At 65.5% G+C, this 25340-nt stretch carries 25 protein-coding genes; 12 read left to right on the top strand and 13 right to left on the bottom strand.

Annotation, left to right across the window (positions count from 1 at the left end):
• Positions 1–153 precede the first annotated feature (153 nt).
• The 3 genes from ASR47_RS16370 to ASR47_RS16360 all read left to right on the top strand — a co-directional run bounded on the left by ASR47_RS16370 (position 154) and on the right by ASR47_RS16360 (position 2522).
• Entirely contained in the window at positions 154–1032 is an 879-nt protein-coding gene (locus ASR47_RS16370; RefSeq protein ID WP_065308935.1) for an alpha/beta fold hydrolase, read from the top strand.
• A gap of 99 nt (positions 1033–1131) precedes the next feature.
• On the top strand, positions 1132–1473 hold the full coding sequence (locus ASR47_RS16365) for a zinc ribbon domain-containing protein YjdM (protein WP_065308841.1): 342 nt from the start codon (positions 1132–1134) through the stop codon (positions 1471–1473).
• Between the two features lie 20 nt (positions 1474–1493).
• Positions 1494–2522, top strand: coding sequence for an RNA methyltransferase (locus ASR47_RS16360; protein ID WP_065308840.1), 1029 nt, complete (start codon positions 1494–1496; stop codon positions 2520–2522).
• 90 nt (positions 2523–2612) lie between these two features.
• Here ASR47_RS16360 and ASR47_RS16355 read toward each other — a convergent pair whose 3' ends face one another.
• On the bottom strand, positions 2613–3023 hold the full coding sequence (locus tag ASR47_RS16355; protein WP_065308839.1) for a hypothetical protein: 411 nt from the start codon (positions 3021–3023) through the stop codon (positions 2613–2615).
• A gap of 141 nt (positions 3024–3164) precedes the next feature.
• Between ASR47_RS16355 and ASR47_RS16350 the strand changes: the two genes are divergently transcribed.
• Positions 3165–3803, top strand: a complete 639-nt coding sequence (locus ASR47_RS16350; protein ID WP_065308934.1) for a phosphoribosylanthranilate isomerase — start codon at positions 3165–3167, stop codon at positions 3801–3803.
• Between the two features lie 33 nt (positions 3804–3836).
• On the opposite strand, the gene ASR47_RS16345 is transcribed toward ASR47_RS16350, so the two are convergent.
• The 6 genes from ASR47_RS16345 to ASR47_RS16320 all read right to left on the bottom strand — a co-directional run bounded on the left by ASR47_RS16345 (position 3837) and on the right by ASR47_RS16320 (position 11755).
• Positions 3837–4376 (bottom strand): 4'-phosphopantetheinyl transferase family protein, encoded by a 540-nt coding sequence (locus tag ASR47_RS16345; protein ID WP_150127834.1) that lies wholly within the window; start codon positions 4374–4376, stop codon positions 3837–3839.
• Positions 4373–8419, bottom strand: a complete 4047-nt coding sequence (locus ASR47_RS16340; protein ID WP_065308837.1) for a Pls/PosA family non-ribosomal peptide synthetase — start codon at positions 8417–8419, stop codon at positions 4373–4375. Before ASR47_RS16340 ends, ASR47_RS16345 begins: the two co-directional genes overlap by 4 nt.
• 138 nt (positions 8420–8557) lie before the next feature.
• Positions 8558–9265 carry an anaerobic ribonucleoside-triphosphate reductase activating protein gene (locus tag ASR47_RS16335; protein WP_065308836.1) on the bottom strand — a complete coding sequence of 236 codons (708 nt, stop codon included), beginning with the start codon at positions 9263–9265 and terminating at the stop codon, positions 8558–8560.
• Positions 9265–9462 (bottom strand): anaerobic ribonucleoside-triphosphate reductase, encoded by a 198-nt coding sequence (nrdD, locus tag ASR47_RS28175; RefSeq protein WP_065308835.1) that lies wholly within the window; start codon positions 9460–9462, stop codon positions 9265–9267. The genes ASR47_RS16335 and nrdD overlap by 1 nt, the downstream gene beginning before the upstream one ends.
• On the bottom strand, positions 9459–11219 hold the full coding sequence (locus ASR47_RS16325) for a ribonucleoside triphosphate reductase (protein ID WP_065308834.1): 1761 nt from the start codon (positions 11217–11219) through the stop codon (positions 9459–9461). The genes nrdD and ASR47_RS16325 overlap by 4 nt, the downstream gene beginning before the upstream one ends.
• Positions 11220–11341: 122 nt before the next feature.
• Positions 11342–11755: a hypothetical protein gene (locus tag ASR47_RS16320; RefSeq protein WP_065308833.1), complete on the bottom strand. Its 414-nt coding sequence runs from the start codon at positions 11753–11755 to the stop codon at positions 11342–11344.
• A 160-nt stretch (positions 11756–11915) separates the two neighbouring features.
• Between ASR47_RS16320 and ubiU the strand changes: the two genes are divergently transcribed.
• From ubiU to ubiT, 3 genes are read left to right on the top strand one after another with little or no spacing between them, the layout of a single operon-like run.
• Positions 11916–12962 (top strand): ubiquinone anaerobic biosynthesis protein UbiU, encoded by a 1047-nt coding sequence (gene ubiU / locus ASR47_RS16315; protein ID WP_065308933.1) that lies wholly within the window; start codon positions 11916–11918, stop codon positions 12960–12962.
• Between the two features lie 8 nt (positions 12963–12970).
• A complete protein-coding gene (locus ASR47_RS16310) occupies positions 12971–13873 on the top strand; it encodes a U32 family peptidase (protein WP_065308832.1) in 903 nt (300 codons plus the stop codon).
• Between the two features lie 15 nt (positions 13874–13888).
• Positions 13889–14371: a ubiquinone anaerobic biosynthesis accessory factor UbiT gene (gene ubiT / locus ASR47_RS16305; protein WP_065308831.1), complete on the top strand. Its 483-nt coding sequence runs from the start codon at positions 13889–13891 to the stop codon at positions 14369–14371.
• A gap of 19 nt (positions 14372–14390) precedes the next feature.
• Here the strand turns inward: ubiT and catA are convergent, their stop codons facing one another.
• From catA to ASR47_RS16280, 5 genes are read right to left on the bottom strand one after another with little or no spacing between them, the layout of a single operon-like run.
• Positions 14391–15302, bottom strand: coding sequence for a catechol 1,2-dioxygenase (gene catA / locus ASR47_RS16300; RefSeq protein ID WP_065308830.1), 912 nt, complete (start codon positions 15300–15302; stop codon positions 14391–14393).
• 53 nt (positions 15303–15355) lie between these two features.
• On the bottom strand, positions 15356–16135 hold the full coding sequence (gene pcaD, locus ASR47_RS16295; RefSeq protein WP_065308829.1) for a 3-oxoadipate enol-lactonase: 780 nt from the start codon (positions 16133–16135) through the stop codon (positions 15356–15358).
• 23 nt (positions 16136–16158) lie between these two features.
• Positions 16159–17553: a sodium:solute symporter family protein gene (locus ASR47_RS16290; RefSeq protein ID WP_065308828.1), complete on the bottom strand. Its 1395-nt coding sequence runs from the start codon at positions 17551–17553 to the stop codon at positions 16159–16161.
• Positions 17554–17597: 44 nt separating this feature from the next.
• Positions 17598–17888: a muconolactone Delta-isomerase gene (gene catC / locus ASR47_RS16285; RefSeq protein WP_065308827.1), complete on the bottom strand. Its 291-nt coding sequence runs from the start codon at positions 17886–17888 to the stop codon at positions 17598–17600.
• Positions 17889–17905: 17 nt separating this feature from the next.
• Positions 17906–19015 carry a muconate/chloromuconate family cycloisomerase gene (locus ASR47_RS16280; protein WP_065308826.1) on the bottom strand — a complete coding sequence of 370 codons (1110 nt, stop codon included), beginning with the start codon at positions 19013–19015 and terminating at the stop codon, positions 17906–17908.
• Positions 19016–19116: 101 nt separating this feature from the next.
• Between ASR47_RS16280 and ASR47_RS16275 the strand changes: the two genes are divergently transcribed.
• On the top strand, positions 19117–20031 hold the full coding sequence (locus ASR47_RS16275; protein ID WP_065308825.1) for a LysR family transcriptional regulator: 915 nt from the start codon (positions 19117–19119) through the stop codon (positions 20029–20031).
• 7 nt (positions 20032–20038) lie between these two features.
• On the opposite strand, the gene ASR47_RS27470 is transcribed toward ASR47_RS16275, so the two are convergent.
• Positions 20039–20326, bottom strand: coding sequence for a heavy-metal-associated domain-containing protein (locus ASR47_RS27470; RefSeq protein WP_171898966.1), 288 nt, complete (start codon positions 20324–20326; stop codon positions 20039–20041).
• Positions 20327–20586: 260 nt separating this feature from the next.
• Here ASR47_RS27470 and ASR47_RS16265 point away from each other — a divergent pair, with 260 nt between their 5' ends.
• From ASR47_RS16265 to ASR47_RS16250, 4 genes are read left to right on the top strand one after another with little or no spacing between them, the layout of a single operon-like run.
• Positions 20587–21987: a TolC family protein gene (locus ASR47_RS16265; RefSeq protein WP_065308823.1), complete on the top strand. Its 1401-nt coding sequence runs from the start codon at positions 20587–20589 to the stop codon at positions 21985–21987.
• On the top strand, positions 21984–22958 hold the full coding sequence (locus ASR47_RS16260) for an HlyD family secretion protein (protein ID WP_065308822.1): 975 nt from the start codon (positions 21984–21986) through the stop codon (positions 22956–22958). The genes ASR47_RS16265 and ASR47_RS16260 overlap by 4 nt, the downstream gene beginning before the upstream one ends.
• A gap of 6 nt (positions 22959–22964) precedes the next feature.
• The gene (locus tag ASR47_RS16255) at positions 22965–24149 is read left to right on the top strand and encodes an ABC transporter permease (RefSeq protein ID WP_065308821.1); all 1185 of its coding nucleotides are present in this window, start codon (positions 22965–22967) and stop codon (positions 24147–24149) included.
• On the top strand, positions 24146–25267 hold the full coding sequence (locus ASR47_RS16250) for an ABC transporter permease (protein WP_065308820.1): 1122 nt from the start codon (positions 24146–24148) through the stop codon (positions 25265–25267). The genes ASR47_RS16255 and ASR47_RS16250 overlap by 4 nt, the downstream gene beginning before the upstream one ends.
• Positions 25268–25340 lie beyond the last annotated feature (73 nt).

Genomic DNA, 25340 nt, shown 5'->3' with positions numbered 1-25340 from the left:
AATATTGACAGGTTACCATAAATGCCTGTAACCTTCAAATACTCACTTTAACGGTTACAAGGAAAAACCATGAATAGCAAAGCCACCACCCTCGCCGCCGCGACCACCCTGGCCATCGCCGCCAGCGCAGCCGCCGCTCCCGCCGCCGTCCCCATGTCGGCCGCCGACAAGGCGCAGGTACACTACCGGTTTGAAAAGGTCGGCGACGTGAACGTGTTTTACCGCGAGGCGGGCGACCCTGCCGCGCCGACCATCGTGCTGCTGCATGGATTTGCCGGGTCTTCGTTCATGTACCGCGACGTGATCCCGGCGCTGAGCGACCGCTATCACGTGGTGGCGCCGGACCTGCCTTCCTTCGGCTACACCGAAGCGCCGGCGCGCGAACACTACGCCTACACCTTCGACAACATCACCCGGACCATGAACCGTTTCACCGAGCAGTTGAAGCTGGACCGCTACGCCATCATGGTGCATGACTACGGCGCGCCAGTCGGCTGGCGCCTGGCGCTGGCCCATCCTGCGCGCATCACGGCCATCATCTCGCAGAACGGCAACGCCTATGAAGAGGGACTGTCCAAGGGCTGGGACGGCATCAAGCAATACTGGCAGGCGCCGACGGCGCAAAACCGCGCGGCGCAGGCCGACTTTCCGACGCCGGCCGGGATGAAATGGCAGTATCTGGAAGGCGTGCCCGATCCAAGCAGCGTTTCTCCCGACGGCTATACCCTGGAAGGCATGCGGGTGGCACGTCCGGGCAACGCCGACATCCAGCTCGACCTGCTGCTCGATTACGCGTCCAATGTGCGCATGTACCCGCAGTTCCACGCCTATTTCCGCCAGCAGCAACCGCCGCTGCTGGCCGTCTGGGGCAAGAACGATCCGTTTTTCCTGCCGGCCGGTGCGCAGGCATGGAAACGCGATTTGCCCAACGCCGATATCCGCTTCTACGACACCGGCCACTTTGCCCTTGAAACGCATGCCCGCGAGATCGTGCCGGTGATCCGCGCCTTCCTGGATAAAAACATCAAATAAGGCTGCGGCGCCCTATGCGAAAAAGCCCGCCGATGGCGGGCGTAGCGCTTATAATGTCGGCTTTTACGGCCAGCGGCCGTTCACCAGACCGAGAAAAGAATGAGCACATTACCTCCATGCCCGCAATGCCAGTCCGAATACACGTACGAAGATGGCAGCAATCTCGTCTGCCCTGAATGCGCGCATGAATGGTCGGCCACGGCCGGCGAGGCGGTGGAAGAGGGCGCGAAAGTCTACCGTGATGCGGCCGGCAATATCCTGCAGGACGGCGACACGGTCAGCGTTATCAAGGACCTGAAACTGAAAGGTGGCGGCGGCGTCGTCAAGATGGGCACCAAGGTCAAGAACATTCGCCTGGTCGACAGCGACCACGATATCGATTGCAAGATCGACGGTTTCGGCCAGATGAGCCTGAAAACCGAGTTCGTCAAAAAGGTATAAGACGGCCGCTTTCCGCCACCATGCAAATCGAGACCATCCGCCAGCGCCTGCGCGCGCTCGGCGCCAAGCCCCTGCACGAACAGCGCGTGCTGCGCGACTGGATACAGGCGCAGCCGCACGACCAGGGCCGGCGCCGCGCCGAAGATTTCCTGCCGCTGCCGGTGCGCGGCGCCTTGCCTGCGCTCGACATCGAGTTGCAGGCCATGCTCAAGCTGCTCAGCACCCATCCCGGCGCCGACGGCTCGGCGCGATTGCTGGTCGGCCTGCACGACGGGCAGACGGTGGAAAGCGTGCTGCTGCCGCGCGATGGCCTGTGCGTGTCAAGCCAGGTCGGCTGCGCGGTCGGCTGCCAGTTCTGCATGACGGGCCGCGATGGCCTGATACGGCAGGTCAGCAGTGGCGAGATCGTGGCGCAGGTGGTGCTGGCGCGCACCTTGCGGCCGGTGAAAAAAGTCGTCTTCATGGGCATGGGCGAGCCGGCCCATAATCTTGCCAATGTGATGGAAGCGATCGAGCTGCTGGGCACGGAAGGCAATATCGGCCACAAGAACCTGGTGTTTTCCACCGTCGGCGACCCGCGCGCCTTCGAGCGCCTGCCGCAGGGCCGCGTGAAACCCGCGCTGGCGCTGTCCCTGCACACCACCAAGCCGGACTTGCGCGAACAGCTGCTGCCGCGCGCGCCGAAACTCACGCCGCGCGAACTGGTCGAATTCGGCGAATCGTATGCGCGCCTGACCGGTTACCCGGTGCAGTATCAATGGACCCTGATGGAAGGCGTCAACGACGGCGACGATGAGCTCGACGGCATCGTCGAACTGCTCAAGGGCAAGTACGCGGTGCTGAACATGATTCCGTATAACACCATCGACGACCTGCCGTTCAAACGCCCCAGCTGGGAGCAGGCGCGCGCCATCGCCACCCGCCTGCACGAGCGCGGCGTGCTGACCAAGCTGCGCGATTCGGCGGGGCAGGATGTGGAGGGCGGCTGCGGGCAGCTCAGGGCACGTGCCGCCAAGGGCAAAAAAGTCATTGAAATACGGACTGCGTAGGTCGGATTAGGCCCATGGGGCCGTAATCCGACAACCTTGTTGGCCCCGACCGTGGTGTTGTCGCATTACGCGCTTGCGCGCTAATACGACCTACGGGAGCGCCCCGATCCCACCCAGCAAATCATTTTCATTCAATATCGCAAACGCGATTTCCGGATGCGCGGCCAAACAGCGCCGCACCGCCGCCGGTATCGCCGCGCGCGTCTTGCGGCACAGGCCGGGCTGTTCCAGCAGTTGAATCTGGAAGCCGCGCATGGTGCGCACTTCGCCGCCGCCGGGTGCGATGCGCAGCACCACGCCCAGGTTTTTCTGCAGGTTTTTTTCCAGCTTGCGCAAGCCTTCCAGCGTGCTGATGCTCTCGATATGGGCCAGCAGGCGTTTTTCTTCGGTCAGGTTCAGGCGCAGGATGGCAAGGTCGGCCTGCGCGTCGGCCAGCAGCCGTTCGCGCGCGCAGTCGCACAGCTGTGGCGGGCACTCCTTGCGTATCTCAAAATCGGCCATGAGCCTGCTACCTGTCTGTGCAAGATGGAGCGAACCAGTATCGTTTGCCGTCCGCCGCCTGTCAATCGCGGCCACAATTGTGCGCCGGCTTGACCGCGTGGCTGGCTTGCTGGCGTGCAGCGTGTTGTAATGTTGGCCATCATGAGAACCCGTATCAAGATCTGCTGCATCGCTTCCATCGATGAAGCGCAACTGGCGATTGCCGCCGGCGCCGACGCGCTGGGCCTGGTGGCGGCCGTGCCGTGCGGTCCCGGCGTGCTCCCCGACGCGCGCATCGCGAAGATTGCCGCCTGGGCGCCGCCGCCGGTGTCCACGTTTTTACTGACGGCCGAGACCACCGCCAGCCGCATCGCCGAGCATGTGGCCGCGACCTTGCCGACGACGGTGCAGATCGTCAACCATATTGCTCCACAGGAAGTGGCCGAACTGGCACGCCTGCTGCCGCAGGTGCGCCGGGTGCAGGTGATTCATGTGGAAGGCGGCGACGCGCTGGCGATGATACCGGCCCATGCGCCCCATGTGCACGCCTTTTTGCTCGATACGGGCCGCAGCCACGACTGGGCCATCAGCGCGCGCTTCGTGCGCGCCAGCCCCGTACCCGTGTTCCTGGCCGGCGGCCTCGACGACAGCAATGTGGCCGGTGCCCTGCGCCAGGTGCGCCCGTATGGCATCGACCTGTGCTCGCGCGTGCGCACCGACGGCCGGCTCGACATCCTCAAGCTGGCGCTGTTGACGTCGGCCGTGCGCGAGGCCGATGCGCTGCTTTATGCCGAAGGCTGAGGCAACGCCCCGTCAAGCCGCTTGTGGCAACGATTAGTCGGTGCAATGGGGGATGGTCGCCAGCATTGCCGCGAAATCTTGCGGCATCTTCATCGCGTGCAAATCGCAATGTAAAGCTACGCCATCCCATTCAGACAGCTCGCGGCCCAAGCACTTGAGCCCCGCCTCGCGCGCCGTCCATGCCTGCGCCAGGGCCAGCGGCCGTTGCCCGGCAGGACAGGCCGCCAGAGACTGCGCCACTTGCGGCCCCAGGTAGTCCGTCGCCACCGCATGCCAGTCATCAATCTCCTGCACCCGCATCACATCGATGCCGACCGGGCCATGCAAGCCAATAGCCGCCAGCGAGATGCCGTCGTCGTGGCTGATCGACAGCCAGGCTGCGCGGCCAGCCACCAGCAAGCGCGGTGCATGACCCGATTCGGACTGCACCGACACACTATCGATATCGAGCCACATGGCCACCGCTTCACGCACCGCAAGACGGATGCGCCGCCGCGCATCGGTGCGCGTCATGGCCGCGTCGATGCCGATCACCAGCACCCCATCGCCTTGCCAATATCGTTTGAAACTCACGTGCGCAACGGCGCCGCCGGGCAGCCGGCCCAGTTGCTGCCGGCCGGGATATGCTCGCCCTTCATCACCAGCGTCAGGGGGCCCAGGCGCGCATTGTCGCCGACCCTGGCGCTGTACAGCACCGAGCTGCGCGGACCCATGTAGACGCGCTGGCCGATTTCCACGTGGTCGATCTTCATCACGCGGTCTTCGAACAAATGCGTCTGCGGGCAGGTCAGCGCGTTCAATTCGCTATGGTCGCCGATATGCACGCAGTCGAATTCGGTGATGTCGGTGGTGTCCATGTAGACGCCGCGGCCGATCTTGCAGCCGAACAGGCGGAAGGCCATCGGCAGCCATGGCGTGCCGCGCAGATAGCGCATGAAGTTCGGCACGGCGATGCCTTCGTACAGGTTGGTCACGCCTTCGGACAGCCACACGAACGGCGTCCACATCGGCGCCGCGTGCTTGCGGTAGCGGCCCAGCAGCAGCCATTTGAGCGCCACCACCAGCAGGAAATTGCCGATGCCGTAAGCGACGCCGGCCATCGCCAGATCGGCCACCACTTCGCCCCAGCGCCCGGCGCCGGCCAGCGGCATCACGTCCAGCACCAGGGTGTAGCCGACGGCGATCACCAGCGCATGCGGCGCGACGATGCGGAACGCTTCGATCAGACTGCGGCCCAGGCGGCGCGCCGCCGACGGCTTGAACGTCAGGTGTTCGGCAAAGCCGCTCACCTGTTCGCGCGCCGGCAGGTGCATCGGCGGTGAGCCGAGCCAGGTGTCGCCGCCATGCATCTGTTCATTGCGCGGCGCATGCGTATGCACGCCGATCAGCACGTGCTCGGGCAGCACCGTGCCGTCCGGGATATAACTGCCGTTGCCGACAAAGCTGCGGTGCGAAATGACGGTGGGGCGCATGGTCATCCAGCCGCCGTCGATCTGCTCGTCGCCCAGCATCACGGCGTCGGCGATAAAGGTGTCGTCGCCCAGGGTCAGCATGTCGGGCACCACGCCCAGCGCGGTCGAAATCTCGGCGCCCTTGCCGACCTTGGCGCCCAGCAATCGATACCAGTAGGGCGCGAACACGGTGGCGTAAATGCCGTGCAGCACGTTCAGGCTCGATTCCTGGATATGGCTGACCAGCCATTTGGCGCAGTAGATATTGCTGTGGACGGCCGAAGTGCCCGGCTTCAAACGCGGCAACGCGCCCCAGCGGATGGCGGCCGACAGCAGGGCCGTGAGCACGATCAGCACGGCGCTGGCGGGGAAAGCGAGAATAAAATAGCGCGCCAGCTGGACGGTCGGGTCGCGCCCCTGTAGCCACGGCATCATTTCGCGCTCGTCGAACCAGTCGATCAGCACAAAGCTCGGGAAGACGGGCATAAAGAACAGCACCGCGATCAGGACCATGCCAAAGCAGAAGAACAGCATTTCACCGGTCAAGCGTGCTTTGCTCACACTTGGACGCGCCGGCTGGCTGGACGGGTCGAAAGCGCCTATGTCGCGCGCCGGCGAACCGGTCCAGATACGGCCGGCGGGCACTTGCGCACCGTCAGCCAGCGCCGACTGGCCTTCCAGGTGGCCGAAGTCGCCGACCGTCGTATTGCCTTCCAAAATCGCGTAGGAGCTGATGCAGGCGTCGTTGCCGATGGTGATCTGCCCCAGCAGCAGGCGGCCACGCTCGACGCGGGCGTTTTCAAAATTGACGGCGTTGCCGACGCTGACGTTGTCGCCGATCGACAGCAATTCGGGCGCGCGCAGGGTCATGGAGCCGATCACCACTTCCTTGCCCACTTTTGCGCCCAGCGCGCGCAGCCACCAGCTATTGAGCGACGAGCCGCTGAGCAGATAGGTCGGCGCAGATTCGACCAGGCGGTCGGCCAGCCACCAGCGGTAGTAGGTGATGCCCCACAACGGATAGCTGCCGGCCTTCAGGCGGCCGGCGATCAGCCATTTGCCGCCGATCGCGATGGCAAATTCGCCCAGGGTGGCCAGTAAAAAAACGCCGATAGAGGCAGCGACGGCGCGCGCCACGGTGTCGCCCGGGTCGCCCGTAAAGTAATGGTAGGTAAAGAAGGGCGCCAGCCATTGCGCCATGCGCAGCGTGACCAGCACCGGCACGGCCGCCGCCTGGGCCGCGCCGCAGACCCAGCGCTTGATCCTTGACGGCGGCGTCCACTCCGCTTCCGGCACGGCCAGCGCCGGTGCTTCGGCCAGCACGGCGGCGATCTTGCCCACCTGGCGGTTGTGATAGATGTCGCGCACCGTCATGTGGGCGTAGCGCGGATCGGCGCGCAGGCTGGACGCCAGGCGGGCGGCCAGGAAAGAATGGCCGCCCAGATCGGAAAAGAAGTCGGCGCCGCGCACAATCGGCTGGCCCGGGAACAGCTGCGCCAGCGCCGCGAACAGCGCCGCTTCGGCCGGGGTTTCCGGGATATCCGATTCACCGGCTTCGCCCACCGGCGGGGCCGACAAGGGCATCGCTTTCAATGCTTTCCTGTCGATCTTGCCCGAGGTCAGGCGCGGCATCAGCGGCAGCAGTTCAAACCTGCCCGGCACCATGTATGGCGGCAAGTGCAGGTTCAGCGCCGCGCGCAGGGTTTTTGGCGCCAGGGCGTCATCGCCTGCATCGTCGCTGCCGACGATATACGCCACCAGCTGGTCGATGCCGTCATCCTTGCGCAGCAGGACGGCCACCGTGCCGACGCCCGCTTGCTGGGCCAGCACCGCTTCGATCTCGCCCAGTTCCACGCGAAAGCCGCGTATTTTCACCTGGTCGTCGGCGCGGCCCAGGCACAGCACCTGGCCGTCGGCGTCGATGCGGGCCAGGTCGCCGGTGCGGTACAGGCGCGCGTCATCGAACCCCGTGGTCCAGGGATTGGGCAGGAATTTTTCCACCGTCAGGTCCGGGCGGCCCAGATAACCCTCGGCCAGGCCCGGGCCGATAATGCACAATTCTCCCGTTTCACCGCGCGGCAGCAGCGCCAGCGGACGGCTTTCGCCCGCTTCGACCACCTGGATCACCAGCAGGCCATAGTTGGGCAGCGGCGTGCCGATGGTGACGGGCTGGCCCGGCTGCAGGCGCGCCAGGCTGCACGAGACGGTGGCCTCGGTCGGGCCATAGGTATTGAACATGGCGCGGCCCGGGCGCGACCAGCGCTCGACCAGCGACTCGGGACACATCTCGCCGCCCAGGTTGATCAGGCGCAGGCTGGGCACTTCCTCGGCAAACAGCGCCAGCAGGGTCGGCACGGCGTGCAGCACGGTGACCTGGTTGGCGCTAAGTGCGCGCGGCAGCGCTTCCGGGTCGCCCGAGATCTCTTTCGGTCCCAGCCACAGGGTAGCGCCCACCAGATAGGCGATCCAGATCTCTTCGAACGACATGTCGAAGGCGACCGAAAAGCCCTGGTAGACGGTGTCGCCCTGGGTGACGCCGAGCACCGCGTTTTCGCTGCGCAGGAAGTGGCAGATGCTGCGCTGGTTGATCAGGATGCCTTTCGGCTTGCCGGTCGAGCCCGAGGTGTAGATCACATAGGCCGGGTGTGCGGGCAGGGTTTCATGGCGGGCATGGAGCACTTCGCCGTCGGCGCGCGGCGCAAGCAGGCTTTCCGCCGTCCAGACCGGGCGTGCGACACCGGCGCCTGTCAGGCGCGGCGCGAACTGCGCGCAGCTGACGATGCCTGCGCCATCGGCGTCATCGAGGCAGACCTGCAGGCGTTCGACGGGGGTGTCTTCGTCGACCGGCAGCCAGGCGGCGCCCGCCTTGGCAATCGCCGCCTGCAGCAGCAGCAGGTTCGCGCCGCGCGGCAGCCACAGGCCGACAATATCGCCGGGCCGCACGCCGGCCGCCACCAGGCGCGAGGCGGCCAGGCTGGCGCTGGCATCGAGTTCGGCGTAGCTGATGCGCCGCTCGCCGTCGATCAGGGCAATCTGTGCGGGGCAGCGCCGGGCGGTCGCTTCGAGCAGGTCGGCCAGCACCTCGTTTTGCAGCAGATCCGGTCGCGGCGGGCCGTACAGGATATCGGAATGTAGGGAGGGGCTGTCTGCGGTGAAATCGTTCATGGATGACGCTTATCTGTGATGCTGGGTAGGGTACAGGACCGCGCCGTCATGCTTGGCGGCGCAGTTGATACATTACAGCAAGCACGGCGTTTCAGCGTTGCAGAACGATGGCATTTCAAACATTTAGTGCAGGCAGGCTCAACGGCCTTCATTACGGAATGTAAAACGCGGAAACATGGCGCCGATTTGCGCCAGCGTCGCCGCCGCCGGATAGCCGTGGGTGGTGCTTTGCACCAGCGCGTCATTGGCGCAGCCCTCGGCCCGGAACTGCTGCAGCACATAGTGCGTGACCCCTTTTTCGGCCAGGCTGGCGGCCAGCGACAGCAGCGCCTCGTCGGGCAGCAGGGCCGGGTGGATGGTGGTGCGGCATTCGTGGGCCACGCCGCTGGCCACGATGGCGTCGAGGCAGGCGCGCGCCGGATCGCCGCTGTTGGCAATGCCGGTAATCGCGCGATACTCATTGAAAGCGGCTTTGATATCGAAACCGACCCAGTCGACCAGCGGCAGCACCTGCCGCAGGCGCTGCGGATAAATGCAGGCCGTGTGCAGGCCGATATCGAACCCCAGCGCCCTGGCGTCCTGCATGGCGCTGGCCAGCGCCGGGTCCATGCACGCTTCGCCGCCGCTGAACACCACCGCGTCGACCAGGCCCACGCGGCGGCGCAGCAGCGCCATCACGTCGCTCCAGGCGATGGCACCGTCGCCGGTCCTGGCCTGCAAGTGCGGATTGTGGCAATAGCCACAGCGCCACGGGCAGCCCTGCACGAACACCACGGCGGCCAGCTTGCCCGGGTAATCGGTGGCGGAGAACGGCGTGACGCCGCCCACCTTGAGCGCCCTGGCCATCAGCGGCAGATCAAGGGACCCGAGACCGACGCGCGCGCTTCGCTGAAATACTGGCGCTCGTGGAATTCGCCCTGCTTGCCGATATTGAACGAGGCGACGGGGCGGTGATAGCCCATCACGCGGGTCCAGATCTCGCAGCGCTGGCGTTCGCTGTCGTCGAGTGCAATCGCGGGTGTCAGGTTTTGGCGTGCGTTCATGGTGTTTCCTCCAGTAGGGTAGTCAGATTGGCCTGCTTGCGGGCGATCAGCTCGGCGTCGCAGGTGGGGCAAAACTCGTGCTTGCCGGCCAGGTAGCCATGGCGCGGACAGATCGAAAACGTGGGCGTGACGGTGATGTAAGGCAGCGAGAAGCGCGACAGCGCGCGTTTCACCAGTTCGCGGCAGGCGTTGGCGTCCGACAGCGCCTCGGTCATGTACAGGTGCAGCACCGTGCCGCCCGTGTATTTGCGCTGCAGCGCGTCCTGCAATTCCAGTGCCTCGAACGGATCGTCCGTGTGGCCCACTGGCAGCTGCGACGAATTCGTGTAATACGGATTGTCATCGGTGCCCGCCTGCAGGATGGCCGGATAGCGTTTGCGGTCTTCGCGCGCAAAACGGTAGGTCGTGCCTTCGGCCGGTGTCGCTTCCAGGTTGTACATATGGCCGGTCTGTTCCTGGAATTGCACCATCCTCGCGCGCACATGGTCGAGCAGGCGGATCGCCAGCGCATGCCCTTCAGCACTGGTGATGTCGTATGCGTTGCCGCTGAAATTGCGGATCATCTCGTTGATGCCGTTCACGCCCAGGGTGGAAAAGTGATTGCGCAAGGTGCCCAGATAACGTTTCGTGTACGGGAACAGCCCTTCCTGCATCAGCTTGTCGATGGTGGCGCGCTTGATCTCCAGGCTGGTCTTGCCCAGCTCCAGCAGCCGGTCCAGGTCGGCCAGCAGCGCCGCTTCGTCGCCGCGCCACAGGTAGCCCAGGCGCGCGCAGTTGATGGTCACCACGCCCAGCGACCCGGTCTGCTCGGCCGAACCGAACAGGCCGTTGCCGCGCTTGAGCAATTCGCGCAGATCGAGCTGCAGGCGGCAGCACATGGAACGTATCATGTTCGGTTTCAGCTCCGAATTGATGAAGTTCTGGAAGTAGGGCAGGCCGTAGCGCGCCGTCATCTCGAACAGCCGCTCGGCGTTCTCGCTGTGCCAGTCGAAGTCCTCGGTGATGTTATAGGTCGGGATCGGGAATGTGAATACGCGGCCCTTGGCGTCGCCGGCCATCATGATCTCGATATACGCCTGGTTGATCATGTCCATCTCGAGCTGCAGCTCGCCATAGGAAAACGGCATTTCCACGCCGGCGATGACGGGAATCTGCTCGCGCAGGTCTTCCGGGCAGACCCAGTCGAAGGTCAGGTTGGTAAACGGCGTTTGCGTGCCCCAGCGCGAGGGCACGTTGAGGTTGTAGATCAGCTCCTGCATGTACTGCAGCACATCGCCATAGGCCAGCTTGTCCTTGCGGATAAACGGCGCCATATAGGTGTCGAAGGAGCTGAAGGCCTGCGCCCCGGCCCACTCGTTTTGCAGGGTGCCGAGGAAATTGACGATCTGGCCGATGGCGGACGACATGTGTTTCGGCGGGTTTGACTCGACCTTGCCCGGCACGCCGTTCAGACCTTCGTGCAGCAGGGTGCGCAGCGACCAGCCGGCGCAGTAACCGGCCAGCATGTCGAGGTCGTGGATATGCAGCGCCGCCTCGCGGTGGGCCGCGCCCACGTCCGGCGGATAGACCTGGTCGAGCCAGTAATTGGCGATCACCTTGCCCGACACATTGAGTATCAGGCCGCCCAGCGAATAGCCCTGGTTGGCGTTGGCGTTGACGCGCCAGTCGCGCCGCTCCAGGTACTCGTTGATGGATGCGGCGACGTCGACCTGGCCGTGCTTTCTTGACGTGGATGCGGGTAGTGCGCTAGCTGACATGAAACCTCCAATAACCACAACATGCGGTGTTTTATTGAAGGTTATCGACTAAATGTAGTGTCGTCAAAGGGCGCGTGCAAGCGATTGCCGGAACCTTGATCCAGGTGAAGATCGCGCTGCCATCACTTTTTGTTCCAGCGCGTTTCGCGCAGGATCATCCAGGTAGTACCGAAGAATGCGCCGCCGCAGGCGACGATGCTGATGACCGATGCCGGCAGCACGTGGCGCCAGATTTCAAACGGCGAAAACGTGCTCCAGCCCGCCACGCGGATGTCGAACGTGATGTAGTTGGCCAGCAGCCAGTACGCGGCCAGGATGGCGGTGCAGATGGCGCTCTGGCGCAGCAGCGGCATCTGGCGGCGGGCGAACACGGCCAGCAAAAACAGCAGCAGCACGCCCGGATACAGGCCCAGTATCTCTGGTGAAAACAGGTGCGTGCTGCTGGCGTCATGGTCTTCGGCGGGCGAGGCCCACTGCACTTGCAGGGCGGTGAGGAACAGGGTCAGGAGCAATATCAGCAGGGGTTTGCGGGTCATGGCGTTGGCTGTTGTGAGTAGAGGATTAGGCACGATGGCAGGGCGCATTCTACAGCGCAAGGCGGGGGGCGATGCGCGCATTCCTTCACCTGCGTCAAGGACTGCCGGCATGGCGCGGGGCTATAGTTTCGACCCTGAGCCGTTACAGGGAATCATCATCATGCAGCTTGAACACCCCACCCGCCACCGCGTGGCCGGACCGCTGGAACTGGTCTGCCCGGCCGGCAGCCTGCCGGCCTTGAAAGCGGCCGTCGACAATGGCGCCGACACCGTCTACCTCGGCTTTCGCGACGCCACCAATGCGCGCAATTTCGCCGGCCTCAATTTCGATGAAAAGGCGATTGCCGAAGGCGTGCGCTACGCCCACCAGCACGGCCGCAAGGTGCTGCTGGCGCTGAACACCTATCCGCAGCCGCACAACTGGATGGTCTGGCGCAGCGCCATCGACCGCGCCGCCGGCGCTGGCCTGCACGCCATCATCGTTGCCGATCCCGGCCTGATGGCCTATGCCCGCGAGCACCATCCGCAGCTGCGCCTGCACCTGTCGGTGCAGGGTTCGGCCACCAATTACGAAGCGATCAATTTTTACCACGAACATTTCGGCGTCTCGCGCGCCGTGCTGCCGCGCGTGCTGTCGATGGGGCAGGTGGAGCAGCTGATCGCCAACACGCCGGTCGAGATCGAAGTGTTCGGTTTCGGCAGCCTGTGCGTGATGGTCGAAGGGCGCTGCGCGCTGTCGTCGTACGCCACCGGCGAAGCGCCCAATACCCACGGCGTGTGCTCGCCGGCCAGGGCTGTGCGCTGGGCGGAAACGCCAGCGGGGCTGGAGTCGCGCCTGAACGGCGTGCTGATCGACCGCTACGGCCCCGGTGAAAACGCCAGCTATCCGACCCTGTGCAAGGGCCGCTTCGATGTCGAGGGCGAACAGTATTACGCCATCGAGGAGCCGGCCAGCCTCAATACCCTGGCGCTGCTGCCGCAGCTGGTCGCGATGGGCGTGAAAGCCGTGAAAATCGAAGGCCGCCAGCGCAGCCCCGCCTACGTGGCGCAGGTCACGCGCGTGTGGCGCGAAGCCATCGACAGCGTAGACGCCTGCCGGGAAGGCCAGCAGCGCTATACGGTTAAGCCGGGCTGGATGGCGGCGATGGACAAACTGGCCGAAGGCCAGCAGCATACATTGGGTGCTTATCACCGGTCATGGAAATAGAGGAGCTTATGTTGAAACTGTCATTGGGTCCATTGCTGTACTACTGGCCGCGCGCCACCGTGTTCGAGTTCTACCAGCAGATCGCCGGCACCGCCGTCGATATCGTCTACCTGGGCGAGACGGTCTGTTCGCGCCGGCATGAACTGCGTCTCTCGGACTGGCTCGATATCGCCGACCTGCTGGCGGCCAGCGGCAAGGAAGTGGTGCTGTCGACCCAGGCGCTGATCGAATCGGGCGCCGAACTGGCCACCTTGCGCCGCATCGCCGGCAATGGCCGCTACGCGGTCGAAGCGAACGACTTCGGCGCCGTGCACTGCCTGGAAAAGGGACAGGCGTTTGTCGCCGGCCCGCACCTGAACCTGTTCAATGGCCCCAGCCTGCAGCTGCTGGCCGGCCTCGGTGCGCGGCGCTGGGTGATGCCGCTCGAAATGAGCCAGCAGGCCCTGGCCGAGCTGCAGCGCCAGGCGCCGGCCGGCATCGAGACGGAGGTGTTTTCGTATGGCCGCATGCCGCTGGCGTTTTCCGCACGCTGCTTCACGGCGCGCAACCGCAACCTGCCGAAAGACGATTGCCAGTACAGCTGCCTGCAGGAGCCCGACGGCCTGCTGCTGCGCACGCGCGATGCGCAGCCGTTCCTGGTCCTGAACGGCACCCAGACGCAGTCGGCGCTGGTCTACAACCTGGTGCGCGAGCTCGGTGCGATGGCGGCGCTGGGCGTGGGCGTGGCCCGCCTCAGCCCACAGGAGCACCATACGGCCGACGTGATCGCCATCTTCGACCAGGCCAGGCGCGGCGTGCTGTGCGCCGACGAGGCGCAGGCACAGCTGGCCGCCTGCCATGCGGCAGGCACCTGCGACGGCTACTGGCATGGCCAGCCGGGCATGCACAGCCATGCCGCCGCCTATCATTGACCTTACAGGAATCCCATGTCCGACCCCATCAAAACACTCCCGGCGCCACTGGCCGCGCTGCTGGCCAGGCTGCCGCCTTACCCCGCTTCCTGGGCCTTCGTGCAGGGCCTGAACCGGCTGCTGGCGCCGCAATTGCCCGACGACGTGCGCGCGCTGCTGCAAGGGCGCAGCCTGCGCCTGCGCGTGCTCGACGCCGGCGTGGCCGTCGATTTCTGCTGGCGCGGCGCGGCTTTCGCGCCGGCCCGCCATGGCCAGGCGCCGGACTTGAGCATCGGCGCCAGCGCGCACGATTTGCTGCTGCTGGCGCGGCGCCAGGAAGACCCGGACACCCTGTTCTTCAGCCGCCGCCTGCTGTTGGAAGGCGACACGGAACTGGGCCTGCTGTTCAAGAACACCCTCGATGCGCTGGAGTTGCCGCCGTTCGATGTGCGGTCTCTGCATCCGCGCCGCGTGCTGGCGCAGCTGTGCGGCAGGGCCGGCAAAGATCAGCGGATGTAGCCCGCATTCAGGCCCGCATTCAGGCTATAAAGTGCGGCCGGGCGATATCGTCCGCAGGCAGTCCGGCCTGTTCGGCATGCAGCTCGAAGTCGAAGGTAATGGCGTAAAACGGCGCGTCAACGCCGTGCTCGCGCAGCGCCGCCGCATCCGTCACCAGCGTCACCGGCGGCACCAGGCCGCTGCGGGTGGCGAAGGCAAAGTCGTCCCACAGGTAAGGGTCGCCATCGATATTGATCTGCGTGGTCAGCTTGCGCTGGCCCTGCGCGGAGACAAAAAAGTGGATATGGGCCGGGCGCGTGCCGTGGCGGCCCAGCTGGCGCAGCAAGATGTCGGTCGAACCGCCCGGCGGCACGCTGTAGCCGACCGGCATGCGGCTCCGGAAGCTGTAGCGGCCGTTCGCATCGGTGCGGATGCTGCGGCGCAGGTTGAACGGGCTTTGCGTGGTATCGAAGAACGAATACGCGCCCAGGTGGTTGGCGTGCCATACCTCGACCAGCGCGCCGGCGAGCGGCTGGCCGCCGCTGTCGCGCACCTGGCCCTGCATGAACAGCACCTCGCCCGGTTGCGGGTCCTGGTCCAGGCGCGCGCTGCCCACCGTCTCGGGCGCGCCGGCCACGTACAGCGGGCCTTCGATGGTGCGCGGCGTGCCGCCGGACACGCCCTGGGCCGCTTCCGCTTCGTCCATGCGCAGGTCCAGGAAGTGCTCGAAGCCCAGGCCTGCCGCGATCAGCCCATATTCGCCGTTGCGGCCAGCTTCGCTCAGGTAATTGACCGCGCTCCAGAATTCCTCGGGCTGCACGTCCATGTCCTCGATCGTCTGGAACAGGTCGCGCACGATGCGGTTGACGACGGTCTTGACGCGTGCACTGCCGGCGGCAGTCTCGGTTTGTTCGATTTTCTGCAGCAACGCTGCGATGGCTTCCTGGTTCATGCCTGTCTCCTGGTTGTATGGGGCTGTGGTGGGCGAAAGGTAAGCGTAAGGGCTTACGTGGTGAGGAAATCGACGACGGCGCCGGCAAAGCCTGCGGCCTGCTCGTGGTTGGACAAATGGGCGGCGGACAGTTCGACGTAGCGCGCGCCGGCGATCTGCCGCCGCAGGAACTGGCCGTCGGCCGCGGGCGTCGGCAGGTCATGGGCGGCGGCGATCACCAGGGTCGGGGCGGTGATGCGCGCCACCTGCGCGCGCAGGTCGGCGTCGCGCACGGCCGCGCAGGCCGCGGCGTAACCGGCCGCCGGCGTCGCGCACAGCATGGCTTCGAGCGCGGCGCGGGTGGCGGGATGCTGCGCCGCGTAATCTGGCGTCAGCCAGCGCGCCACCACGGCCGGGGCCAGCGGCGGCATGCCGCCTTGCTCGACGGCGGCGATGCGCGCCGTCCACGCCTCGGGCGTGCCGATGTGCGCGGCGGTATTGCACAGCACCAGTCTGGAGACGCGCGCCGGATGGCCGGTCGCCAGCGCCATGCCGGTCAGGCCGCCCATCGACAGGCCGCAGAAGTGCGCTTGCGCGATGTTCAGATGGTCCATCAGCGCGATGACGTCGCCGGCCAGCTGCTCGATGCTGTACGGTCCCGGCGTAACGCTCGACTTGCCGTGGCCGCGCGTGTCGTAGCGCAGCACCTGGAACGCCTCGGTAAAGCGCGCCATCTGCGGCGCCCACATGTCGAGCGAGGTGCCGAGGGAGTTCGACAGGATCAGCACCGGCTTGCCGGCATCGCCTTGCAGTGAATAATGCAGCTGGCCGTCGGGGAGGGGAGCGTAGGGCATGGCTATCTTTCTGGCTTGTTGGATCAGGTGGAGACCGGCGCGGTGGCGCCCGGCGTGCGTTTGAACAGCTGGCTGACCGTCATCGTCAGCAGGGGCCCGGCCAGCGCCAGGTAGGAGCTGTCGACGCCGTACGGATTGCCGGCCAGGAACCAGGCGATGGTGGCGATCACCGACAGGATAATGCCGTAGAACGCGCCGCGCGCCGTGCCGAACTTCGGCGCATAGAAGGCCAGCAGGATGATCACGGCCAGCGTCGCGCGCAGGGCCTTGCCGAGGAAGGCGATCATCAGCAGTTTTTCGGCGTACAGGGCCAGCACCAGCGGCAGCAGGCCGATGACGATGATGGCGATGCGGATGAACAGCACCGATTTGCGGTCGTTCTTTTCCTTGTTGAAGAAGGGGTCGTAGAAGTCCTTCATGGCCAGCGTGGCCGACGCCAGGGTGGTGGCGGAGATGCCGCCGAAGAGGGCGCCGGCCAGGCCGATCACCATCACGCTGGCGGAAAACGCCGGCATGTGGGCGATCAGGGTGGGAAAAGCGTCGATCGACTTCATGCCCGGGTACAGCACCGCGCTGCACATGCCGATCAGCGCCGCCATCAGGCCGAACGGAATCATCAGCGACGACACGTAGTAGCAGGCGCGCCTGGCCACTGTGGGGCTGTCGGTGCCGACCACGGCCTGGATCACGTATTGGGTGGCGAAGATCGAACCGATGCCGGCGATCATCCAGGCGATGATCTGTCCCCAGCCGATTTCGATCCAGTTGAACATCCTGGCCGGCAATTGCGCCTGCAGGTTGCCGATGCCGCCGGTCGCTTCCAGCGCATACGCCAGGGCCAGGATGATGCCCACGTATTTGACGATGGCGTGCGCAAAGTTGGTGTAGACGACCGAGCGCATGCCGCCCAGGCTGACGTAGATGACGGTAGTCACGCCGACCAGCAGGATGGCGGTGGTTTTATCGATATGCAGGACCGCCGCCAGCACCGCGCCGCCGCTGGCGTACAGGGCCACGGCGACGATGCCCAGCGCGACGATGGTCAGCACTGAAGCGGCATAGCGCACCGGTTCGCCGTAGCTTTGCGCCAGGATGCCGGAAATCGTGGTCTGCCCGGTTTCCTTGAATTTTTTGACCAGCACGATGGCCAGCAGCAGGAAGCCCAGCGCCAGCGCAACCAGATTCCAGGCGGCGGAAATGCCCAGTTCATAGCCTTTCTGAGCGGTGCCGATGCTGACCGAGCTGCCGATGAACTCGGACAGCAGCAGCGCGCCGATCAGGAAGGCGGGGAAATTGCGCCCGCCGCCAGTCATGCCGTCGCTGCTGTTGGCATGCTTGCGCACGCTGTAGGTGATATACGCCATGAGCGCGAAATAGCTCACGGCGATGCCGCCGATGATCATCAGTCTTGTTTCCATTGTCTTCCAGGTTCTTTTTTGTTATCGGGTGCGGCAGGTGTAGCTCAGCGGTCGTCCTCGTGCAATGAAGACGGATGGCGGCACAGCGGCGCGATGGCAATCGTCATGTAGGGGAACAGCGGCAGTGCCGACAGCGTCGCGTGCAGTTCCTCGACGCTGGCGACGTCGAACACGCTGATGTTGGCGTAGTGCCCGGCGATGCGCCAGATATGGCGCCATTTGCCGCTCGCCTGCAGACCCTGGAACATGGCTTTTTCGTCGGCTTTCAGCTGCGCGGACTGCTCTGGCGGCATGGTGGACGGCAGGTTGACGTCCATTCGGATATGAAACAGCATGGGATGCTCCTTAATGGTTATTTACGGCACAGCGCCTGCAGGCGTGGCAGGTCGATGTCGACGCCCAGGCCCGGGCCGGCCGGCACCTGCAGCATGAAGTCGCGGTAGACCAGCGGCTCTTGCAGCACTTCCTGCGTCAGCAGCAGTGGTCCGAACAATTCGGTGCCAAAGGCCAGTTCGCCGAAGGTGGAAAACACCTGCGCCGAGGCGGCCGTGCCGATGGCGCCTTCGAGCATGGTGCCGCCGTACAAGGAGATGCCGGCCAGCTGGGCCACGCTCGCCACCTGCTGCGCCAGGCCCAGTCCACCGGATTGCGTGATCTTGACGGCGTACACGTCGGCGGCGCAGGCGGTGGCCAGCGCATAAGCGTCGGCCGGTCCGTGCAGCGCTTCGTCGGCCATGATCGGCACCGTGAAACGGGCCGCCAGGCGCGCCATGGCGCCAAGGTTGTCGGCGCGCACCGGCTGTTCGATCAGGTCGACGCCGCCTTCTTCCAGTGCCGCGATGCCGCGCATCGCATCGAGTTCGCTCCATGCCTGGTTGACGTCGACGCGCACGCTGACCTTGTCGCCCAGCGCGCGCTTGATGGCCAGCACGTGCGCCACGTCCTCGGCGACCGGGCGCAGGCCGATCTTGAGCTTGAAGATGCGGTGCCGGCGCGCGTCGAGCATGCTTTCGGCTTCGGCGATATCGGTGGCGGTGTCGCCGGAGGCCAGCGTCCAGGCGACCGGCAATTCATCGCGCACGCGCCCGCCCAGCAGCTGCGACAGGGGCACGCCCAGGCGGCGCGCTTCGGCGTCCAGCAGCGCCGTCTCCAGCGCGCATTTGGCGAAGCGGTTGCCCTGGATTACCTTGCGCACCCTGGCCATGGCCTTGGCCACCTGGCGTGCGTCCATCCCCAGCAGCAGCGGCGCGATATGGGTGTCGATATTGACCTTGATGCTTTCGGGACTCTCTTCGCCGTAATTGAGGCCGCCGATGGTGGTGGCTTCGCCCCAGCCTTCGACGCCGTCGGCGCAGCGCACGCGCACCAGCACCAGGGTCTGGGTGGTCATGGTGGCCACCGACAGGCGGTGGGCGCGGATGGTCGGCACATCAGCAAGGAATACTTCAATATGTTGAATCATATTTATTTTGTATGGTGGCTAGGTGTTCCAGTACGATATGCCCGTTCGCCACCGGCGTCCAACACCGATTTGGTATGCTTCGATACTTTTAAGGTATGAACATGGAATTGCGCCACCTGCGTTACTTCGTTGCCGTCGCCGAAGAAAAAAATTTCACGCGCGCCGCCGAGCGCCTGTGCATGGCGCAGCCGCCGCTGAGCCGCCAGCTGCACCAGCTTGAGGAAGAACTGGGCGTGCTGCTGTTCGAACCGGGCTCGCGGCCGCTGCGCCTGACCGAGGCGGGAGCGTTTTTTGACGTGCACGCCCGCAGCGTGCTGTCAGCGGCGGCCGACCTGAAGTCGATGACGCAGCGCGTGGGCAAAAAGCACCGCACGCTGGCCATCGGCTTTGTCGCCTCGACCCTGTACGACCTGCTGCCGGAACTGGTGCGGCGCTTTCGCGCGCGTTATGCGGAGGTGGAAATCACCTTTCACGAGATGACGACCATGACGCAGCTGCAGGCGCTCAAGGATGGCCGCATTGATGTCGGCTTCGGGCGCGTCGAGGGCGACGACCCGGCGATCCGGCGCATCGTGCTCAGCGAAGAGCGCCTGATGGCGGCCATGTCGAAGGCGCATCCGCTGGCGGCGGGGACGGCGCCGCTGATGCTGCGCGAACTGCAGCCCGAAACGCTGATCGTCTATCCGAACACGCCGCGGCCCAGTTTTGCCGACCAGGTGCTGGCGATCTTCAGCCAGCTCGGCTTACAAGCGCGCAAGGTGCTCGAAGTGGGCGAATTGCAGATTGCGCTGGGCCTGGCCGCCGCCGGCCAAGGCGTCACCATCGTGCCCGATGGCCTGCTGACCATGCGGCGCGATGACATCACCTACCGCCCGATCGCCGACCGCAAGGCCGTCTCGCCCGTCATTTTCAGTGTGCGGCGCATGGACCGCTCGGAAGAACTGCAGAACATGCTGGCGATGATCTACGCGATTTACGATGCAAGCGGGCGCGCGCATGTGAAGGAAGCGTTGTAGCCTGCGTTCACTGCGCCAGATGGGGGGCCATGGTGTGGCGCGTGGCGCTGCTGGCCGCCGGCGCCTGGGCCAGTTCCAGTTCGCCGATAAAACCGGCGCGGTTGACCGCATCGATCACGGCGTCGAGCAGCCGTTCGCGCGGGGCCACCGTTTCGTCGAACTGCACCGTGGCGTCATTGCGGGCCAGCGACACGCACACCGTGGCCACTCCACGGACGCGTTCCAATACCTCCGTCAACACATCGGCGCAGCCTTCGTGGTCCATGCCGGTAATCGATAGTCGTGCTGTTTGCATCGCTTGCCTCTTGCTTTTCAGGTAAAAAAACAGCGTAGGCGAGGGCGCCTTGATCCGTCCAGAGTGGCGCGCCGGGTTTGTTTGCTTTTTCGCTATTCCTTGATCTGCATCCAATTGGCGTCGGCTGGTCGCGCCCCTGACGCCCTTGCCGCCTGGTTCAACCGTGCACTCTGGCGTGGACATCCTTGCCTATAATTGCTATTGTGAAAGTATAAACATGGCCATCCCGTGCTTTCGCTTTTTTATGGACAGGACACCACATGGGCCCCACCGCAATATCGTTGTTAATCGCCAGTGCCGTGGCGCTGGCCCTGCCTGCGCAGGCGCAATCGCTCAGCTTTGGCGAAGCGCTGCGGCAGGCGGCCGGCGCCTCGGGCGACGTGCAGGGCGCCTCGCTCGACGTGCGCGCCAGGACCCTGAAAGCCGAAGCGCTGTCGAATATCGACGGCCCCTCGCTGGACCTGACGGCCTTTCGCGGCCGCCTGTCGACCGATCTGAGTCTGGACACCAGCCGGCTGTCCGGCGTGGCCGGCGGCATCGGCGCGGCGCTGCCGAATCTGCCCATCCCGGAAATACCGAAGTCGCTGGACCGCGAAGTGGTCACCAATCTCACCTCATTTGGCCTGGTCGGCGTGTGGCCGATCTACACGGCCGGCCGCCTGGACGCCGTCAAGGGCGTGGCGGCCGGCATGGCCAGGCAGGCCGATGCGGAACGCGTGGAAGCCGAGGAAAAACTGGCGACCCAGGTGGCGCAGCGCTATTTCCAGCTGCTGCTGGCGCAGCGGGTGGTGGCCGTGCGCGCCGAGGTGACGGCCGGCGTACTGGAACACCAGCGCGACGCGCTCAAGCTGGAAAAAGGCGGGCTCATTTCGAAGGCCGAGCGCCTGCGCGCCGACGTGGCGCTGGACGGCGCGCGCAGCGAGGAAGCCCAGGCGCGCAGCGACGCGGACATCGCGCAGGTGGCGCTGGACCGTCTGCTCGACGCGCGCAGCCAGGTGCGTCCGGCCACGCCGCTGTTCGTCAATTCGCTGCCGGTCGGCTCCCTGCAATCGTTCATCAGCAGCGGCATGCACGAGAACGCGGCGTGGAAAAAGATCGCCAGCAAGCGTGAGCAGGCCGAGCAGGCGCTGCGCCTGCATGGCAAGCAATACAGCCCCACCGTGTTGGCCATCGGTAACTACAACCTGAACCGGGGCGGCGAACGGGTGGTGCGCTCGAACTGGGCGGTCGGCGTGATGGTGTCGGTGCCACTGGTGCATCGCATCGATACCGGCAAGCTGATCGAAGCGGCAAAACTGGACCAGGAACGGGTGGAAGTGACGGCGCGCCAGGCCGGGCGCGATATTCCCACCCTGATCGAAAAGAACTGGCGCACGCTGGAAAACGCGCGCATCCAGTTCCTGTCCACCGGCTCGTCGGTGGAGCTGGCGCGTGAAAATATCCGCCTGCAGACGGTCGCCTTCCAGCAGGGACAGGTGACGTCGCTGGAAGTGGTCGACGCGCGCCTGAACCTGGCGAAGATCGAGACCCAGCGCGCGCAGACCGCCTACAACTATGTGCTGGCGCTGGCGCAGCTGCTCGAAGCGGCCGGCGAGACCCATCGCCTGGCCAGCCTGGCCGCGCAAGCCGACATACATCTACCTCTGGATACCCCCCAATGAGCACCTTCAAAAAACAGCTTGCCACGCTGTTCGGCATCGTCATCCTGGCTTTTGTCGCCTGGGGCCTGTACCGGGCGTTCCAGCCGCAGCGCCTGCCCTTGCAGGGCCAGATGGATGCGCAGGAAGTCAATGTTTCGTCCAAGGTGGCGGGGCGGGTCGGCCAGGTCGATGTGAAGCTGGGTGATACCGTGACCCGGGGCCAGGTGCTGTTCCAGCTGACCAGCCCCGAAGTCGACGCCAAGGTTGCGCAGGCAACCGCCGCCGCGCAGGCGGCCGACGCCGTCGCGCAAAAAGCGCAGGCCGGCGCGCGGCCCGAGGAAGTGCGGGCGGCCAGGGCCAACTGGCAGCGTGCGCAGACCGGCGCGGCCATTGCGAAAACCACCTATGAGCGGGTCGACAACATGTTTGCCGAAGGCGTGATCGCGCGCCAGAAGCGCGACGAGGCCGAAGCGCAGTGGCGCGCCGCCGAACAGCAGGCGCAGGCCGCGCGCGCCCAGTACGACATGGCCAGCGCCGGCGCCCGGCCGGAAGACAGGAACGCCGCCAGTGCCCAGGCGCGCCAGGTGGGCGCCGTGCTGACGGAGGCGCAGGTGGCGCTGGCCGAAACGAAGATCGCCGCGCCGGTGGCCGGCCAGGTCAGCAAGATCCAGATCCAGCCGGGCGAACTGGCGCCGCAAGGCTTTCCCGTGATTACCCTGGTCAACCTGGCCGACGCCTGGGCCGTGCTGCAGGTGCGCGAAGACGAGATGGCGGCGTTTGCCATGGGCAGCACGCATACGGCCAATGTGCCGGGCCTGAAACAGCAGCTGACCTTCAAGGTCAGCTCGGTGGCCGTGATGCCCGACTTCGCCACCTGGCGCGCGGCGCGCCCGGGCGGCACCGACCTGCGCACCTTCGAGATCCGCTTGCGTCCGGCCATTCAGGTAGAAGGCCTGCGCCCCGGCATGTCGGTCGTGTTTCCGCCACTGTGAAACGGCATGACTGAAGCGCTCAGGCAGCGGCAGCCAGGCGCAGTAGCGCGCGAGTGGGCGCGGCTGCGCGCCGACTTCTGGGATCTGGCCATGCTGAGCTGGATACCGCTGCTGCTGTGTGGCCTGCTGTGGTGGATTTTTTCGGCCGGCATCGCGCGCGAGCTGCCGATCGCGGTGATCGACAAGGACAACTCGGCCTTGTCGCGCCAGCTCACGCGCTGGCTCGACGCCTCGCCCGGCGTGCAGGTGGCCGCCAGGGTCGGCTCCAGCGAGGAAGCGCTGCAGCTGCTGCGCGAGCGCAGCGCGTTTGGCTATCTGGTGATCCCTCCGGATTTTCAAAAAGAGCTGCTCGCTGGCCGCCAGGCCACCGTGCAATGGCTCTACAACGCGCAGTTTTCCTCACATGCGGGGTCCTTGCTGCGCGACGTGCGCACGGTGTCGACCACCTTGTCGGCCGGCGTCGAGATGACGGCGCGGGCAAAGAGGGGCGTCTCCGGCGCGCAGGCGGCCGCGCAGTTCGAGCCGGTCCGCACGCAGTTGAACAGCCTGTATAACGAGAACATCAGCTACGAGGCGTTTTTGACCCTGGCGCTGATGCCGTCCATGCTGCAGATCTTTATCGTCATCGCGGTGGTGACCACCATCGGGCGCGAACTGCGCGACGGCACGGTGCCGCAATGGCTGGCCTCGGCCAAGGGCAGCTGGTGGCGCGCGGTGGGCGCCAAGCTGCTGTTCCCCTTGCTCGCCTACACGGCGCTGGCCCTGCTGTATCTGCTGTTTTTCAGCGTAGTGCGCGGCTGGGCGGTGGCGGGCAGCGTGCCTGGCCTGCTCTTGGGCATGCTGCTGCTGGTGCTGGCGTATTGCGCCCTGGGCCTGCTGCTGGTCGCCGCTACCTTGTCCTTGCGCCTGTCCCTGTCCGGCACCGCCTTTATTACCGCGCCGGCGTTCGCGTTTGCCGGCCAGGCTTTTCCGCTGATGGCCATGCCGCCGGTGGCGCGCGCCTGGGCGCAAGCGCTGCCGCTCACGCATTACCTGGAGCTGCAGACGATCTGCTGGCTGGGCGGCGCACCATGGCGCTATGGCGTGCCGCAGCTGCTGGTGCTGGCCGGCTTTGCCGTTGGTTGCGGCGCTTTGGGCATGCTGCTGCTGGCGCATCGCGCCAACGTGCCCGCCGCCTGGGGGCGCACATGATGTGGACGGCATTTTTGGCCACCTGGCGCGCCATGCTGGCCGACAAAGGGGCGCTGACATTGCTGTTTGCCGGCGGTGTTTTATATTCGTTTTTTTATCCGCTGCCCTACACCCGGGAAGTGGTGCAGCGCGTGCCGGTGGCCGTGGTCGACCAGGACCGCAGCAGCATGTCGCGCCAGATGACGCGCTTTGCCATGGCCCATCCTGCCCTGCAGGTGGTGGCGGTGACGCCCGAACTGCCCGCCGCCCAGGACCTGCTGTGGCGCGGTGATGTCATGGGCGTGCTGATTATCCCGGAAGGCCTGCAGACCGACGTGCTGGCCGGCCGCGCCGCCCAGGCCCAGGTGGCGGGCAACGGTTTGTACCTGATGCTCAACAAGGTGGCCTTGAACGGCCTGGCCGAAGTGGTGGGCACGGTCTCGGCCGGCATCGAACTCAAACGCCTGGCCGCCGCCACGCCGTCAAGCTACCAGGCGGCGGACCAGCGCTCGCCGATCGCGTTTGACGCCGTACCGCTGTTCAACGTGAAGGAGGGCTATGGCGCCTATGTGGTGCCGGGCGTTGCCACCCTGATCGTGCAGCAGACGCTGTTGATCGGCATGACCATGTTGTTCGGTACCTGGTACCAGCGCAAGACCTTTCCCTTGCCACGCAGGCGCACGATGGGCGGCTATGCGGGCATGCTGCTGGCGTTCGCCTCGGTGGTGTTCCTGAACTGCTGCTATTTCTTCGGCTTCGTGTTCTGGTTCCAGGACTATCCGCGCGGCGGCAATTTTGGCGGCATGGTGCTGCTGCTGGCGCTGTTTTCGCTCACCGAGGCCGCCTTCGGCATGCTGCTGGCAATGCTGTTCCGCACGCGCGAACGGGGCACGCAGCTGATGATCGCCACCTCGATGCCGGTATTGTTCCTGGCCGGCCTGACCTGGCCCGTCAGCTCCATGCCCGCGCTGCTGCAGGCGCTGCGCTGGCTGCTGCCGTCGACGGCCGGCATCCAGGGTTTTGTCGCGCTGAACCAGATGGGGGCGTCGCTTCACGACATACGCCATGAAGTGGCCGGGCTGCTGGTCTTGCTGGCCGCGTGCCTGGTACTGGGCTGGCGGCGCTGGCGTGTTGCATGACCGGGCCGCTGGCGGGCTGAGTTTCATCTGAAACAGGGATTGCAGGCGGCTTGTGCAATAATTTCATTTCCTT

The organism is Janthinobacterium psychrotolerans, from assembly GCF_001677885.1.
GTDB classification, from domain to species: Bacteria; Pseudomonadota; Gammaproteobacteria; order Burkholderiales; family Burkholderiaceae_D; genus Janthinobacterium; species Janthinobacterium psychrotolerans.
This window is presented reverse-complemented; position numbering and strand designations above follow the sequence as displayed.